The sequence below is a fragment of the Streptomyces sp. NPDC048255 genome, from assembly GCF_040652415.1.
Lineage (GTDB): Bacteria > Actinomycetota > Actinomycetes > Streptomycetales > Streptomycetaceae > Streptomyces.
The window spans coordinates 116,610-133,155 of the sequence record NZ_JBEZMA010000002.1; the positions used below are offsets into that span (position 1 = coordinate 116,610).

Annotated in this window: 13 protein-coding genes; 10 read left to right on the plus strand and 3 right to left on the minus strand. The window is 71.0% G+C overall.

The features are described from left to right. Window positions 1-98: 98 nt before the first annotated feature. The 3 genes from AB0D94_RS03005 to AB0D94_RS03015 form a co-directional block, all read right to left on the minus strand. Window positions 99-1,634, minus strand: a complete 1,536-nt coding sequence (locus AB0D94_RS03005) for a fused MFS/spermidine synthase (RefSeq protein ID WP_362044688.1) — start codon at window positions 1,632-1,634, stop codon at window positions 99-101. Window positions 1,635-1,709: 75 nt separating this feature from the next. After that, window positions 1,710-3,446 carry an ABC transporter ATP-binding protein gene (locus AB0D94_RS03010; RefSeq protein ID WP_362044690.1) on the minus strand — a complete coding sequence of 579 codons (1,737 nt, stop codon included), beginning with the start codon at window positions 3,444-3,446 and terminating at the stop codon, window positions 1,710-1,712. Continuing rightward, window positions 3,443-5,275: an ABC transporter ATP-binding protein gene (locus AB0D94_RS03015; RefSeq protein ID WP_362044692.1), complete on the minus strand. Its 1,833-nt coding sequence runs from the start codon at window positions 5,273-5,275 to the stop codon at window positions 3,443-3,445. The genes AB0D94_RS03010 and AB0D94_RS03015 overlap by 4 nt, the downstream gene beginning before the upstream one ends. A 96-nt stretch (window positions 5,276-5,371) precedes the next feature. On the opposite strand from AB0D94_RS03015, the gene AB0D94_RS03020 reads away from it, so the two are divergent. From AB0D94_RS03020 to AB0D94_RS03065, 10 genes are all read left to right on the plus strand, one after another. Beyond that, window positions 5,372-6,052 (plus strand): TetR/AcrR family transcriptional regulator, encoded by a 681-nt coding sequence (locus tag AB0D94_RS03020; RefSeq protein ID WP_362044694.1) that lies wholly within the window; start codon window positions 5,372-5,374, stop codon window positions 6,050-6,052. 473 nt (window positions 6,053-6,525) lie between these two features. After that, a complete protein-coding gene (locus AB0D94_RS03025) occupies window positions 6,526-7,983 on the plus strand; it encodes a cytochrome P450 (protein ID WP_362044696.1) in 1,458 nt (485 codons plus the stop codon). An 80-nt stretch (window positions 7,984-8,063) separates the two neighbouring features. Then, a complete protein-coding gene (locus AB0D94_RS03030; RefSeq protein ID WP_362044698.1) occupies window positions 8,064-8,564 on the plus strand; it encodes a quercetin 2,3-dioxygenase in 501 nt (166 codons plus the stop codon). Beyond that, entirely contained in the window at window positions 8,561-9,781 is a 1,221-nt protein-coding gene (txtE, locus tag AB0D94_RS03035; protein WP_362044700.1) for a 4-nitrotryptophan synthase, read from the plus strand. The genes AB0D94_RS03030 and txtE overlap by 4 nt, the downstream gene beginning before the upstream one ends. Before the next feature lie 38 nt (window positions 9,782-9,819). Beyond that, window positions 9,820-11,046: a nitric oxide synthase oxygenase gene (locus AB0D94_RS03040; protein WP_362044702.1), complete on the plus strand. Its 1,227-nt coding sequence runs from the start codon at window positions 9,820-9,822 to the stop codon at window positions 11,044-11,046. A 153-nt stretch (window positions 11,047-11,199) separates the two neighbouring features. Next, window positions 11,200-12,702 (plus strand): cellulase family glycosylhydrolase, encoded by a 1,503-nt coding sequence (locus AB0D94_RS03045; RefSeq protein WP_362044704.1) that lies wholly within the window; start codon window positions 11,200-11,202, stop codon window positions 12,700-12,702. Between the two features lie 94 nt (window positions 12,703-12,796). Further along, the gene (locus AB0D94_RS03050; RefSeq protein ID WP_362044706.1) at window positions 12,797-14,374 is read left to right on the plus strand and encodes a phospholipase D family protein; all 1,578 of its coding nucleotides are present in this window, start codon (window positions 12,797-12,799) and stop codon (window positions 14,372-14,374) included. Between the two features lie 243 nt (window positions 14,375-14,617). Next, window positions 14,618-15,418 (plus strand): peptidoglycan recognition family protein, encoded by an 801-nt coding sequence (locus AB0D94_RS03055; RefSeq protein WP_362044708.1) that lies wholly within the window; start codon window positions 14,618-14,620, stop codon window positions 15,416-15,418. Window positions 15,419-15,606: 188 nt separating this feature from the next. Further along, window positions 15,607-15,984, plus strand: a complete 378-nt coding sequence (locus tag AB0D94_RS03060; RefSeq protein ID WP_362044710.1) for an STAS domain-containing protein — start codon at window positions 15,607-15,609, stop codon at window positions 15,982-15,984. A 102-nt stretch (window positions 15,985-16,086) separates the two neighbouring features. After that, window positions 16,087-16,545 carry an ATP-binding protein gene (locus AB0D94_RS03065; protein WP_362044712.1) on the plus strand — a complete coding sequence of 153 codons (459 nt, stop codon included), beginning with the start codon at window positions 16,087-16,089 and terminating at the stop codon, window positions 16,543-16,545. Window position 16,546 lies beyond the last annotated feature (1 nt).

The window sequence follows — 16,546 nt, forward strand, 5'->3', positions numbered from 1 at the left end:
CCGACCGCCCACCGCAAGGGGCCGGACCCGTCACCCGACGGACCCGGCCCATTCGGGTCGAGAACAAGTGCAACCGGCGCCGTACCGCCCTGGGCATGTCACTGGCTGCTCCGTGGGCCGTAGGGCTGGAGGAGCTGGTCGACGGGTGCGTAGTCGTCGGTGAGCAGTCGGGCATCGCTGATCCAGGACGTGAGGTCGTCGCCGGTGACGATCTTCCAGCCGGGTTGCCGGGCGTCCAGTGCTTCCTGGGTCGCGCGGACGTCGACCGGCCGGTTCGAGGCGAGCACCACCAGATTGCCGCCCTCGGGGGTGGCGGTCGGGTCGAGGCCGATTTCGGTGGGTTCGCCGACGAGGGCGACGTGCTCGAAGGTTCCGCTGAGGGTGGCCACTTCGGCACGTGCGAAGGCCAGATCACCGTGATCGATGAGGTTGGCAACGTACAGGCCGTCTTCGTCGAGCACCCGCCGTACGTCGGTCATCGCTTCCACCGTAGTGAGGTGCCACGGCACGCTCACGCCCCCGAAGGCGTCGCCGACGACGAGGTCACGACTGCCGGCGTCCAGTCGCCGCAGGCCGATCCTGCCGTCCTCGACGCGTACGTCGATACCCCCTTCTGCTCCCAGACCCAGTTGGTCGCGGTCGATGCGGACGACCCCGGCGTCGATCTCGGACACCAGGCTGCGCGTCCCGGGCCGCGTGGCCGCGAGGTATCGGGGGAAGGTGAGCCCGCCGCCGCCCAGGTGGTGGGCGGCAAGTGGCTCACCTGCGGGAAAGGCGGTATCGACCACCGACGCGATGGCGCGCACGTACGCGAACTTGAGGGAGGCCGGGTCGTCGATGTCGACGTAGGAGTGCCGCACGCCGTCCAGAACGAGCGTGCGGCCGCTGTCCCGGTCGGGGTCTGCGACGACCCGTGCGCAGTGGTACCTGGTCTCCGTGTCGCAGGCACCGGGCGCGACCATGGTGGCGAGGCCGCCGGCGACGACTACGAGTGTGAGGGCAGATGTGCTTCTCCACCCGCGCGTTCGCCACTCGATCAGCGCGGAGCCGACCACCAGCAGCGTTCCGAGGCCGATCAGGATGCCGCTGACCGGCAACCGCGCGATGAGGACGAAGCCGGTGAGGACAGTGCCGACGATGGCGCCGACGGTGCCGACGCCGGACAGTCGGCCGACGACCGTTCCGGTCTCGGCGAGGCTGGTGAGACGCAACTTGGTCACGATCGGCGTCACCGCGGAGAGCAGCGCGCCCGGCACGAGGATGGTCAGCGACGCGATCAACAGGAGCATCGCCGGTGCCCACTCCGCGGTGGTGCGCAGCACGGCAGGGGTGAGCGCCACGACGGCTCCCGACACCCCGAGCGAGGGGCCCAGGAGCCGGCGTGGGCTGACCTGGTCGGCGATGCGCCCACCCAGCCAGGATCCGACGGCGATCGCGGTGAGGGCGATGCCGATCACCATGGTGCTGGTCTCGAGGGTGAGGCCGAGGTAGGGAGCCAGCAGCCGCAGAGCGACGATCTCCACCACCAGGACCGCGGCCGACGACCCGAACACAAGCATGGCTGCGGTACGGGGACCCAGGCCGTTGTTGCGAGGCGTGTCCTCGGCGACAGGCGAGGAGGACGATCTGGTCACGGGCGACATCCTTGCATGCGACTCATCGGCAGCATGGCGAAAGTCCTCATTCCTCCAGCTGCCTGCCCAGGTGAGTCACCGCGCAGCAGGTCCACGCCCAGCCGCTGCTGCCGGAGTCAGGGAAAGATTCCAGAAATCGGCGTAGCGGCCGCCGAGGCGCAGCAGTGCATCGTGGCTGCCTTCCTCCACGATCCGGCCGCCGTCCAGGAAGAGGACGCGATCGGCGCGTCGGACGGTCCGCATCCGGTGCGTGACCATCACCACCGTGCGGCCGGCCATCAGGCGCTCGATGCCCTCGTGGACGGCTGCCTCGTTCACCGGGTCCAGTGCGGAGGTCACCTCGTCCAGCAGCACGACGGGCGCGTTCTTCAGCAGTGCGCGCGCGATCGAGACGCGCTGGCGTTCACCTCCCGACAGCAGTGCGCCGCCCTCGCCGACATTGGCCGTCCATCCGCCGGGCAGCCGCTCGATCACCTCGTCCAGCCGCGCCGCGGTGGCTGCCGCCCGCACCTCCGCTTCGTCGGCGTCGGGACGGCCGAGGCGTACGTTCTCCTCGATCGTGCCGTCGAAGAGATGGACGTCCTGGAAGACGATGGCGATCTGCGCCATCAACACCTCCGTGTCGATCGCCCGCACGTCCACCCCTCCTACGCGCACCGCGCCCGCGTCCACGTCGTAGAACCGCGCGAGCAACTGCAGCAGCGTGCTCTTGCCGGAACCCGACGGTCCGACAACGGCGAGCCGTTGCCCTTGCGGCAGGGACAGCGACAGGTCGTCGATCACCGTGCGGTCGCCGTGCCGGAAGGCGACGGACTCGAACTCCAGGTCGTGGCGCACCGGCTGGACCGGTTCGGCCGGTTCCGGCAGCGGCTCGGTGCGCAACACCGTGTCGAGCCGCGCCAGTTCGTAACGTGCGCCGCGGAGTTGGCCGCTGATGTCCGACAGCGACAGCAGTGGATCCGCGCAGCGGGCGGCCAGCACCAGGATCGCCAGGACCTCCGCCGCACCGATGTTCCCGCCGAGCGCGAGGTGGGCGCCCAGGGCCAGCACGACGGTGAACATCGTCTGCACCGCGAGTGCCAGACCCACCACGCCGGGCAGCGCCGACAGCGCGGTCCGGCGGGAGGCGCGCTGGACTTCCTGCAACGAGTCGTCGAGCATCCGGAAGCGTTCGACGGTCCGGCCCCCGGCGCGCAGCACCGGCTGGGCCTGGAGGTATTCGATGACTCGCCCGGTGGCGTCGTGGTCGCGTGCGTGGCGCTCCGTGTCCGTGGCGGCCATCGAGCGTCCCGTCCGGATCTGGATCGCCGCCACGATCGGTACGGCGGCCAACGCGGCCAGACCCATCTGCCAGTTGAAGGCCAGCATGACGGCGACGATCGTCAGGGGGGTCACGCAGGCGGAGATGAACGGTGCCAGCAGATGCGCGATCACGCCCATCGCCTGGAGGACGCCGCGGCTGGCCAGCACGGACACCTCCCCGAGGCGTCCTGCGTCGTACCAGCCGATGGGCAGTCGGGCCAGATGGTCGCCGAGACGGTGGTAGGTGCCGCGCAACAGCGTGGTCCCGGCCAGGAAACCGGACCGATCGCTGACATACCGCAGCACCGCGTAGACGGCGACCGCGGCCCCGAACGCGATCAGCCAGGGCCAGGCGTCTTCGGGTGTGCTCCCGAACACTGCCCGCAGCACGGGAATCAGCAGTGCGTAGGACAGACCCTCGACGAGTGCGGTCGTCGTCATCAGGGCCACGGTGCGACGCACCGGCCGGGCGTACTCGTGCCCCAGCACGCGCAGCAGCATTCGAATCATCGGGGCTCGCCTCCTCCTTGCAGTGCGCCACCTCGGGCTTCGGTCCGGTCGGCGACCGCCGACCGCTGGGCTTGCCAGAACGCGGCGAACTCTCCGTTGCGTGCCAGCAGTTCGGCGGGCCTGCCGCGCTCGACGATCGACCCGTTGGCCAGCATCACGACGGTGTCGGCGTCGGCGATCGTCTCCAGGCGATGGGCGATGACCATGATCGTCCGGGTACCCTCCAGCGTCGCCAGTGCGTGGCGCACCGCCTGTTCGGTCTGCGGGTCGGCGAAGGCGGTCGCCTCGTCCAGCACGAGAACGGGCGCGTCGGCGAGCAGTGCGCGTGCGAGGGAGATCCGCTGTGCCTCGCCACCCGACAGTCCGGCATCCTCACCTATCACCGACTCGTATCCGCGGGGCAGCTTGAGGATCCGATCGTGAATGTGCGCCAGCCGGGCGGCGCGCACCACGTCGTCGAGGCCGGCGTGCGGTACCGCCAGCGCGATGTTGTCCGCGACCGACGCGCGCAGGAGCCGGACGTCCTGGAAGACGAAGGAGACCTTCCGGTAGAGCTCCCGGCTGCCGAGCTCGCGCAGATCGACGCCGCCGAGGGTGACCGAACCGTGGGTCGGGTCGAAGAACCGCGGCAACAGCTGCACCAGCGTGGACTTCCCGCTTCCCGAGGGCCCGACGATCGCGGTGACCGTCCCCGGTTCGAGCACCAGGTCGATCCCGCGCAGCACCTCGTGACCGGCCTCGTAGCCGAACCGGACGCCACGCAGTTCCACCCGGTGCCCCTGGGGCGTGGCCGGACGCGTGGGCTCCGGCAGCGGCTGCACCGCAAGCACATCCCGGATCCGGCCGACGGCGCGCCGGGCGGCCTGCATGTCGTCGAAGCCGTGGCCCAGGGCCGCCACGGGAGCGGTCAGGCCCCACCCGAGCAGCAGGAAGGGCAGCAGGTCGGCCGCGGCCATGCCACCGGTGGTGATGAGAGCCGTACCGCCGATCAGCACGATCAGCAGTACGAACGGCGGCGACAGCGCCACCTGCATCCCGGCGGCGATCCCGGCGAGCCCGCGCACCATCCGGAAGAAGCTGCCGACGAAATCGTCGACGGCCGTGAGGAACGTACGGTGGGCGCGCTCGCTTCCGCCGAACGCCTTGACCACCGAGATGCCCTGGACGAACTCGACGACGGAACTCGCGATCCGCCCCATGCCGGCATCGAAGTCCTCCTGTTCGCGCAGCCGGGTCGGGGTCATCATCAGGGGGACCAGCGCCACGGCCAGCGCGACCGGTATCAGCGTGATCAGTGTGAGCCGCCAGTCGACGGTGAACAGGTAGACCAGCGACACCAGCGGCACCACGAAGGCGGAGACGAGCTCACCGGGGGTGTGGGCGATGAACGGGTGCACGGCGCTGACGTCGTCCCCCACCACCTTCGCCAGCTCGCCGGTCCCTCGCCGGGAGAACCAGCCGATCGGTACGCGCCCCAGCTGCGCGGCCAGTTGCCGGCGGAACGTCAGTTGCACCTGACCGTCGACGACGTGCCCGATTCCTGACGACGCGGCCGTGAACAGCAGCCGGATGAACAAGCCGGCCGCACCCGCGACCACGACGATCCAGACATGACCGTGATCGATCGGGCCGGGCGCCAGCAGAGTGCGCCCCAGTTCGACGACCGCCAGCAGCGGCATCAGACCCGCGAGGGCACCTATGACCTGCAGGGTCACAAGGGCCGCGAAGCTCAAGTAGTAGGGGCGCAGCAGTCCCGCCATGCTCCGTGCCGCCGTGGAACCGGCATCGGGTGGTGGCGTCCCAGTGATGTCCTTTGAGTTTTCGAACATGTTCCGAAAGTAACATGAGGCAGGGCGCCCGTGAACACGAAAGCTGGAACCGCACCCGTTTCGAGGCGGAGGACGGCAGGGCGGCATGATGGGACGATGTCCCGAGCGCCCGCACCGCACGGCCGCACCGGCCGGCCACCCGTGACCTCCCGCGCGCAGATCCTGGTGGCCGCCCGTCGGCTCATCGACCAGGACGGCTGGGAGAAGCTGACCGTCCGTCGCCTGGCCGCCGAGATCGGCATCGGGGCGACGACCCTGTACCACCACATCCGGAACAAGGACGACCTGCTGCTCCTGCTGGTCAATCACCACATCGAACAGATCGAACGTCCCCAACTGCCCAGTGACCCACGGGAGCGCATCGTCGCGGCCGCCACCGCGATGCGCGACGCCCTCACGGCCTGGCCATGGGCCGCGGAGGTCCTCTCGGCCGACGGTTTCGTCGGACTGCTCGACGAATCGGCGATGTGGATGGTCGAGGCCATCGTGGCCGGAGCCGCCGACCACGGATGCACACCCGAGCAGAGCGTCGACGTCTTCCGCAGCATCTGGTACTTCACCGTCGGCGAGGTCCTGGTCCGCGCCCACTCCGCCCGCCGACGGGACGAAGGCCGGCCCTTCGCCTACCGAGACGACCTGGACCCGTCCCAGGTGCCCCACCTGGCCGCCATCGGCGTCCGATGGGCCGCGCTGGCCGCACGGGACATCTACCCCCAGGGACTCCGCACGTTCGTCGACGGGCTGCTCGCACGAGCCACCGCCCCTGGCGTCGCCTGAGCACGTCGTCGCCACGCGAAGTCCGTCACGGGGCGACGTCACGTGCTGTGGTCCGTGAAGAACCCGGCGGGCGCGCGTCGGTGGCGTGTTCGGCTGCGAAGACCCCTACCCGTGGAATGAGCCATCTCCGACTGCGCCAGTTCGTTCGGTTGCGCGGCGGGGCCGCGCCGGTGGAACGCTGGCCTGGTACGCCACGGACTTCCTCACACGCCATTCACATTCCATGACCTCGGTGGGAACCGGCCATCCCTTCGGCCACTATTGCAGGGCCCGGAATCGGCTCCGTAGCCTGACTGCGCATCGAGATTCCCTTAAGTCACACCCCGAACGGACCGGAAGGTCCTCGGGAAGGCTCGCGTCAGTCGTCGAGGGGAATGGCTATGAGCATGCACAGGGCACGTCGATTACACGCACTGTACCGGGCAATTTACACGGCGGGCATCGCTGTTCCCTTCCTGCTGGCAGGCCTCGCATTGTGGTCAGGCATCAGCCGGCAGGCCTGGCCGCTCCTGCTCGCCGCACCGGTGATCGCCGCTCTCCCGCTCCTCCTCGTACGGCGGCGGCTTGCGGAGTTCCGCTCGCTGCGCCACCTGCCGGGCCCGAAACCCTCGCTGTTCCTGGGGAACATGGAGGAGCTGCTGGCCTACGGGCACGGCGGCCGGCACGAAGCGCTGCAAGCCCTGCACGAGGAGTACGGGCCCCTCGTACGCATCCATCTGGCCTGGGGGAGCGCGGCGTTCGTGTCGCTGTCGTACGTGTCGCCCAACCTGCACAAGAAGGACCTCGACTCGCACCGCCGGGCCGACCGCACGGTGCTGGCCCGAAGCCTCATGGGCGTGGAGGGAGGTGACCTCCACCGGACCCACCGTCAGGTCCTCTCGCCGCCCCTGACGAGCCGCGGGGTCGCGGAGCGGTCGTACGTGCTGACGGACGTCGCCGGCCGGTACGTGGACAGGTGGAAGCACGCCGACGAGGGCTACGACGGCCTCCAGGCGGACCTGCGCGACTGGAGCGTCAACTGTCTCAGCGCCTTCCTCTTCGGCGAGGACTGGGATCTCGGGGCGGATCTGCACGCCTACCACCACGCCCTCGGCGCCATCGAGGAAGAGGTCAGCTTCCGCGCCTTCCACCCCTTCTTCGTCCGGTGGATCTTCCCCCGGCGGCGGCTGCGCGTCCGGGCCGCGTACCGCCAGGTCGCCGGCGTCCTCGGCGCCGTACTGCGCGGCCGCGAGCAGCGCGCCCCCGCCGAGTGCCCCGCGCACCGGCCGTCCGGCGACCTGCTCGGTCAGGTGGCGGGGGCCCCGTGGTCCCACGAGGACCGGGTCGAGGAGATGATGTCCCTCGTCCTCGGCGGCGCCGACCCCATGTCCTACGTCCTCTCCCAGGCGCTGGTCATGCTCTCCCAGGACGAGCACGTCCAGGAGAAGGCGCGCAAGTCGATCGAGGCGACCGCCCCGTACGGAACGGACAGCGCGGACGGCACCGAGGTCGATCCGAGCCCCGACCCGTACGTCAGGAGCATCGTCTACGAGACGCTGCGCCTCTTTCCGCCCGTCCCCTTCAGTGCGAAATTCACCGACGAACGCGCGGTGGAGGAAAGGGGAATGAGCATCCCGCCGGGCACGGTCATCATGTGGATGAAGAGCGCCGTCGGGAAGAACCCGGACCTTTTCCGTGACGCGGAACGATTCAATCCGGACCGGTTCTCGACCGACGACGAGGAACACGCCACCATCAACACTTTCCTGCCGTTCGGTGCCGGCCCGCGGCACTGCGTCGGAAACCGGCTGGCGGAACAGCAGTGCGTCGTCATGCTGACCGAAATCCTGAAGAATTTCATCGTCGTTCCCGTCGATGACATCGAAGTGACATTCCATTCGACTATTTCCGTCGTGCCGTCGGCCGTGCCGGTCAGGCTGGTCTCGCGATGAAGGGATCCGATGTGCCGGAGGCTCCAAGGACCGCACCGACAGCGCCGACCGCACCGACAGCGCCGACCGCACCGATCGCGTTGCGCGAGGGGGAGGGCGAGGCGCTGTGGTTCCTCGACTTCCTCGCGACGGTCAAGGGTTCCTCGGCGGAGATGAACGGGGCGGCCTCGGTCATCGAGCACCTCGGCCGGCGCGGTACCGGCTCACCGCTGCACGTGCACCACCGCGACGACGAATGGTGGTACGTCCTCGACGGCGAGGTCACCTTCTGGGTGGCCGGCCAGGTCATCGCCGCGCCCGCCGGATCGTTCGTCTACGGCCCGCGCCACGTCCCCCACACCTTCCTCGTCACCTCGGACGAGGCGCGCTTCCTCCACGTCACCGAGCCCGGTGGGTTCGACGGCTTCACCCGCTCCCTGGGGAAGCCCGCACCCTCCCTGGAGATCCCGCCGCACGGCATCGTCCTGCCCGATCTGGAACAGGTGCGCGCCATCGCCGCCGAGTTCGGGATCGAAGTGCTCGGACCCCCCGGAATCCCGGCCGCGGCCTCGGATGCCGGCCACCGGAAGGAGAGCCAGTGAGTCAGCCGTCGCCCCTCTCGGATCCCGCCATCGTGCCCGACCCGTACCCCGTCTACGCGGACCTGGCCCGGCGCGAGCCGGTCCACTGGGCGGAGGGGCTGAACGCCTGGGCGGTCATGAGGTACGGGGACTGCGCCGCCGCCCTGAAGGACCGCCGGCTCAAGGCCGAGCGGATGGAAGAGGTGCTGGCGGTCAAGTTCCCGGGCCGGCCGCTGCCGCCCGACAGCATCTACCACCGGTTCACCAAGAACGTGATGATGTACACGGACCCGCCGCGCCACGACGCGCTGCGCCGCTCCACCCAGGCCGGCTTCAGCGGGGCGGCGCACGAGCACTACAGCCAGGTGATCGAACGCGTCGCCGCCGACCTGGTCGCCTCGGTCCCTTCCCGTACGCGGGAGATCGACGCCGTCTCCGTCCTGGCCGCCGAACTCCCCGTCCGTTCGGCCGTGCACGCCTTCGGGGTGCCGGAGGACGACCTGGACTTCGTCATCCCGTGCGTCGAGACGCTCATGACGTACTGGTCCGGGCCGCAGAGCCAGCCGGTGGAGCTCGACCGTCTCCTGGAACTCCTCACGGACCTGCACACCTACGCCGTCGAGCTCCTCCGGGGCAAGCGCGGCAAGGTGCTCCCGGACACCGTCATCGCCCGCCTCGCCGCCGCCCAGGACGGTCTGACGGAGACCACGCCGGAGCAGACGGTCCACCAGCTCGTCCTGCTGTTCATCGCCCTGTTCGCCCCCACCACACCCGGCTCGCTCAGCAGCGGCATGCTCTCCTTCGCGCGCAACCCCGGCCAGATCGAGCGGTTCCGCACCGACCGGGCGTGCACGGACAACGCGGCGAACGAGGTGATCCGCTACAACGCCTCGAACCAGTTCACCTGGCGGGCCGCCGCGACGGACCTCGACATGGGCGGCGTACGCATCCGCGCCGGGCAGAGCGTCGCCCTCTTCCTGGGCGCCGCCAACCGGGACCCCGGCGTGTTCGAGCGGCCGGACGCCTTCGACCTGGACCGGAGCAACAGCGCCAAGCACCTGTCCTTCGGGCTGGGAGTCCACTCCTGCCTGGGCAGGCAGATCGCCAACCTCCAGCTGAAGTGGTTCTACGTGGCCCTCTTCGCCCGCTTCCCGGGCATCCGGCTCGCCGGCGAGCCCACCTGGAACCCCAACCTCGAATTCCGGTCCCTGGAAACGCTGCCGCTCAGGCTCGCCTGACCGGGCAGCCCTCCGGTCCCGCCTCCTGCGAGGAACCAGTGAACTCCGAAGCCCCGTCCTTCCCGACACCCGTCCACCATGCCGCCGCCCCCGGCCCGCACACCGGTGCTGCCGCCGACCGGGACGAGGCAGAGGAGTTCCTGCGCCTGTTCCACGCCGAGCATCCCGCCCAGCCCGTCCCACTCGGCCGGCGCCTGGTCGAGGTCGGCGCCGCCATCGACGCCACGGGCACCTACCGCCACACGCCCGCCGAGCTCACCTTCGGTGCCCGGGTCGCGTGGCGCAACTCCCGGCGGTGCATCGGCCGCCTGTACTGGAACAGCCTGCGCGTCCTGGACCGCCGCGACGCCGCCACCCCCGAGGAGATCCACCGCCACCTGTGCGAGCACCTGCGCCAGGCCACCAACCTCGGCCGGATCAGGCCCGTGATCTCCGTGTTCGCCCCCGACACCCCGGCCCGCCCCGGTCCCCGGGTGTGGAACGACCAGCTCATCCGCTACGCCGGCAGCCGCCGGGACGACGGCACGGTGGTCGGTGACGGGGCGTACGCGGCCTTCACCGAGCAGGTGCGGCGGCTGGGCTGGCAGGGCCTCGACGGTCCCTTCGACATCCTGCCCCTGGTCATCGACACACCGGACGACAAGCCCCAGCTCTTCGAGGTGCCGCGGGACCTGGTCCTGGAGGTGCCCATCAGCCATCCGGACGTTCCGCGGATCGCCGACCTGGGGCTGCGCTGGCACGCCGTGCCGGCCATCAGCAACATGCGGCTGCGGGTCGGCGGCATCGACTATCCCCTCGCCCCGTTCAACGGCTGGTACATGGGCACCGAGATAGGAGCCCGCAACCTCGTCGACGAAGGCCGCTACAACCTGCTGCCCGCCGTGGCCGCCTGCCTCGGCCTGGACACCAGCAGCGACGGCACCCTGTGGCGCGACCGCGCCCTGGTCGAGCTCAACGTCGCCGTCCTGCACTCCTTCCGCACCGCGGGGGCCCGGATCAGCGACCACCACACGGAATCCCGCCGCTTCCTCGCCCACCTGGCCAGGGAGGAGCGCCAGGGGCGCACCGTGCCCGCGGACTGGAGCTGGATCGTCCCTCCGGTGTCGGGCGGCATCACCCCCGTCTTCCACCGCTACTACGACGACGTCGACCAGCGCCCCAACTTCTACCCCGGTGACCCCGGTGCCCCCGATGACCCCGGTGAACCCGGCCGCGACCACGGCGAGAGCGGGCCGGAGCAGGGCGGATGCCCCGACCGGCAATGACGTGACCGGCCCGGGTGCCGGAACCGACCAGCGGTCCGCATATGCGGATCGAGTGCGGGGTCTTGTGGCGGATCCCCGGAGGCTGCTATTCCCTTCCTATCGTTAGGAAAGTTTCCTTACGGTCCCAGGTCCGTCACACGGGATGGAGATGCCTTGAGACCCCCACGCCTCCGGCTGCACGCCCTCGCCGCCGCCGGAATCCTCACCGGAAGTCTGCTCGTCGGCCTGGCCGGCGCCCCCGGCATAGCGGCCCCCGCCCCCACCGGCACCGCAGCCCCCCGGTCCGCCGCCGCGGCGGCCGCTCCGGCCGCCGCCGTCACCCACGAGGCCGAGAACGCCTTCGTGTCCAAGGGGCTGGTCGAGTCCAACCACGCCGGCCACACCGGCAGCGGCTTCGTCAACTACGACAACGCCACCGGAAGTTACGTCGAGTGGACGGTGAACGCCGCGCAGGCGGGCAGCGCCACCGTGAACCTGCGCTACGCCAACGGCACCACCACCAACCGCCCCATGACCATCACGGTCAACGGCACGGCCGTCGCCTCGAACAAGGCCTTCAACGGCACCGGGGCGTGGACCACCTGGTCCACCACCGGCCTGACCGCCGGCCTCAAGGCCGGTGCCAACACCATCCGGGCCACCGCCACCACCGCCAACGGCGGCCCCAACGTCGACCACCTGACGGTCGACGCCGGCTCCACCCCCGTGCCGGGCACCACCCCGGTCGGGATCAACGGCCAGCTCACGGTGTGCGGCACCAAGCTCTGCAACCAGTACGGCAAGCCCGTCCAGCTCCGCGGCATGAGCACCCACGGCACCCAGTGGTACGCCCAGTGCCTCACCGGCGGCTCGCTCGACGCCCTCGCCAAGGACTGGAACGCCGACGTCCTGCGCGTCTCCACGTACGTCCAGGAAGGCGGCTACGAGACCGACCCGCAGAAGTTCACCGACCTCGCCCACTCGCTGATCGAGCAGGCCACCGCCCGCGGCATGTACGTGATCGTGGACTGGCACATGCTCGACCCGGGGGACCCGAACGCCAACCTGTCGAAGGCCAAGACCTTCTTCACGGCGATCGCGAACCGGCACAAGGACAAGAACAACGTCTTCTACGAGATCGCCAACGAGCCCAGCGGCGTCACCTGGTCCAAGGTCAAGAGCTACGCCGAGCAGATCATCCCGGTGATCCGCGGCATCGACGCCGACGCCCCGGTCCTGGTCGGCACCCGCGCCTGGTCCTCGCTGGGGGTCTCGGACGGCGCCGACGAGTCGGAGACCGTCAACAACCAGGTCAGCGCCTCCAACATCATGTACACCTTCCACTTCTACGCCGCGTCGCACGGCGACGAGTACCTGAACGCCCTCTCCCGGGCGGCCGACAGGATCCCGGTCTTCGTCACCGAGTTCGGCACCCAGAACTACGCCGGTGAGGGTGCCAACGACTTCGCCACGTCACAGAAGTACCTGGACCTGATGGCCGCCAAGAAGATCAGCTGGGTCAACTGGAACTTCTCCGACGACTTCCGTTCCGGCGCCGTCTTCAAGGACGGCACCTGCAACAGCAACGGCCCCTGGACGGGAACCGGCTCCCTGAAGCCGGCCGGCGTCTGGGTCCGCGACCGGATCCGCACCGCCGACACCTTCCCGACCGGCTGACCCCCTGCCGGACCCGCACCACCCCGCCCGCCGCTCCGGCGGGCGGGGATTGCGGGCGCCCCGGCGGGTAGGAGCACACCGGAGGGCCGATCCCGTGACGCAGGCCGAGTGGCTGCTGGTACCCGGTGAACGCGGCAACACCGCGACGCGCCTCGACCAGCGACGCCCGGACGAAAAGGCATGGTCGGAGGGGAACCACGTACGGCCCCTGGTGCACGGCGCCCGCTACTTCGCGGAGCTGCTGGCATCGGTCCGCGCCCTGCGCGCCGGCGACCTGCTCCTGTTCACCGACTGGCGCGGCGATCCCGACGAGCGGCTCGACGGGGACGGCACCGAGATCGGCTCGGTCCTGTGCCGGGCGGCCGAGCGCGGCGTCGTCGTCAAGGGGCTCCTGTGGCGCTCCCACCTGGACAGCCTGCACTTCAGCGAGGAGGAGAACCGCCACCTCGGCGAGGAGATCGAGGAAGCGGGCGGCGAATGCCTGCTCGACATGCGCGTACGCCCCGGCGGCTCGCACCACCAGAAACTCGTGGTCCTGCGCCACGCCGGGCACCCGGACCGGGACGTCGCCTACGTCGGCGGCATCGACCTCTGCCACAACCGCAACGACGACTCCACCCACCGCGGCGACCGCCAGTCGATGCCCATGGCCGCCGCCTACGGACCCCACCCGCCCTGGCACGACGTACAGCTCGCCCTGCGCGGGCCCGTCGTCGGCGACATCGAGGCCGTCTTCCGCGAGCGCTGGCAGGACCCGTCCCCGCTCAGCCGCAGCCCACTCGTCCGGCTGCGGGAGCTGGCCCACCGGGAGGACACCCGCGCGGACCGGCTGCCGCCGCAGACGGCAGATCCGCCACCCTGCGGCACGCACACCGTGCAGGTGCTGCGGACCTACCCCAACCGCCTGCTGAGCGGCTACCCCTTCGCCCCCGACGGGGAGCGCAGCATTGCCCGGGCCTACCTCAAGGCGCTGGCCCGGGCCCGGACCCTGGTCTACCTGGAGGACCAGTACCTGTGGTCCCCCCGGGTGGTCGACTGCTTCGCCCGGGCGCTGCGCCGCAGTCCCCGGCTCCGGCTGATCGCCGTCATCCCCTCGGTCCCGGAACAGGACGGCCGCCTCACCCTGCCCATGAACCTCATCGGGCGGATCACCGCCCTCGACGCCCTGCGCCGCGCCGGCGGCGACCGGGTCGCCGTGTACGGCCTGGAGAACCATGCCGGCACCCCCGTCTACGTCCACGCCAAGGTGTGCGTGATCGACGACGTGTGGACCTCCGTCGGCTCCGACAACATCAACCTCCGCTCCTGGACCCACGACTCCGAGCTGAGCTGCGCCGTGGTGGACGGCACGGGCGCCTTCGCCCGGGAGCTGCGCCTGGAGCTCATGCGCGAGCACCTGGACGCCGGGGACCCGGCGGGGCGGCAGGCGCAGGCAGGGCAGGAGGCGCTGTCGGACCCCGTGGCCGCCTTCGACGCCTTCGAGCAGGCCGCCGACAGGCTGGACGCCTGGTACGGGAACGGCTGCCGCGGCCCCCGGCCGCCGGGCCGGCTGCGCCGGTACGTCCCGCCGGACCTGACCGGCGCGCAGCGGCTGATCGCGGCTCCCCTGCACCGGGTGCTGGTCGACCCGGACGGCCGCCCCCTGAGGCTGCGGCGGCGCAACGCGTTCTGAACGCGTTCTGACGCGACACCTCCTGGCCCGGCGCGGCGCGGCGGTGCCGGTGCCAGGGCCGTACGGCGGGGTGCGGTGCGGTCCGCCGGCGCCGCCCGGCCGCCTGTCCCGGCGGGTGCGGCCGTTCGGCCTACGGGCTCCCCCGGCCGGCGGTGCAGGGACGTTGCTTCTTGATCGTGCGGTCGTTGTGCGGTGTGCGCGGCGGCCGCCGCGCACGCCCCCGCCGGTGAGAGGGAGTTCCCCATGCGCGCCGAGATCCCCCCGTCCCAGCTGCGGCGCGTCACCCGCCGCATGATCCTCTCCGGTGCGCTGGGGCTCGGTACGGCGGCGGTGTGGCCGCGGACCGCCGCCCACGCGTCGGCCGCCACGGGCCCGGAGATCTTCGACTGCGCGGCATGGGGCGCCCGGCCGCCCGCCGAGCCCGTGGTGATCCTCTCCACGCCCCCGGAACGGATCGTCGTCCACCACACGGCGACCGCGAACGTGGAGGACTACTCCCGCCAGCGTGCGTTCGCCCTCGCGCGGGCGATCCAGAACTACCACATGGACAGCCAGGGCTGGATCGACACCGGCCAGCACTTCACCGTCAGCCGCGGCGCGTTCGTCACCGAAGGACGCCACCACAGCCTCGACGAACTGACCGCGGGTGCCCGGCAGGTCCGCTCCGCCCACTGCGTCGGCCAGAACAACGTGTCGGTGGGGATCGAGAACGAGGGCACCTACACCAGCGTGGAGCCGCCCGCCAAGCAGTACGGGGCCCTGGTCGCGCTCTGCGCGCACGTCTGCCGCCAGTACGGGCTGCCCCCGTCGGAGATCTACGGCCACCGGGACTTCAACGACACGGCCTGCCCCGGCGACCGGCTGTACGCCCTCCTGCCCCGGCTGCGCGAGGACGTCGCCGTCCAGGTGGGCGCAGACCTGGGCGAAGACCTGTGGGACACCATCGAGTTCGAGGATGGCATGCGCTGGTCCGGCCCCTCGGAGTACCTCCCGGCGGACGTCCTGGAGCGGGCGCTCAGGCGCCCCCGGCCCCGCCGTCCCTAGGGACCGCTCGGCCCGGGGCCGGGCGGACGACCGCCCCCGGGCGGTCGTCGTCCGGGGACGCCTCCGCAGGTGCGGTCCGGCGGGCTTCTGTGACGGCCTCTGCCCGACGTGGCGCAGATCATGCTTCCCGGATGCGTATCCCCGCCGCTACCGGGAAGGTGCGGGACAGAACGGAAGGGTGATGCCGGATGGTTCCGGGAGCGGACAGCGAGCGCTTCACCGTAGCGGTGCGGACCGTGGACGGAGCCGTCGTCGTCGAACTGGCGGGGGAGCTGGACCACGACACGGCGCAGCCGCTGCGCGATGCGCTGGATGCGGCGGTCACCCCTGGTGGCCGGCTGCTGGTGGACCTCACCGGCCTTGGATTCTGCGATTCCACGGGGCTGAACGTGCTGTTGCACAGCCGGCTCACGGCGCAGGAGGCAGGTGCCGGTCTGGAACTGATCGGCCTGCGCGGTCCGGTCGCCCGGATGTTCCGCATCACCGGCGCGGACGGGGTGTTCCCCGTGCACGCCGATGTGGCGGAGGCCCTGGGCGAGGCGGGCGGTCCGCCGGACACGGCCTAGCGCCCGGTCCGCGGGGAGCGCATCCCGCAGACAACGCGGACAGCGCGCACAACGGGGACACGCGGACATGACTCCGCGCCGACACGGAGGAGCCTGAGCGTCATGGAGCAGCGGGGGTCACCCGACCGGACCTGGTACCTGGTGCTGGACGGGACCACCGACGTCGTGACGCGCAGCCGCGAGTTCGCCCGCAGGGCGCTCACCGCCTGGCAGTGGCTCCCCGGCGCGGCGGACGAGGACCGGGAGGCCGCCGAGGACGTGCTCCTGCTGGTGTCGGAGCTGGTGGCCAACGCCTGCCTGCACGGCGGCGGGCCGGGCGCCCTGCTGCTGGACTGCACCGAGGAGCGGCTGCGGATCGAGGTGACCGACGGGAACCCGGCGCCGCCCGTGCCCCTGCGGCCGGGCTCGCTCCTGCGGCCGGGGCAGCCGGGCGGCCACGGCCTGCTGATAGTGGAACGGCTGTCGCGCGGCTGGGGGTCGCAGCCCGGGCCCGACGGCAAGTGCGTCTGGGTGGAGGTGGCCTGCCCGTCCCCGGTGCGGGAGGCGTGGGCCCGGCCGTGAC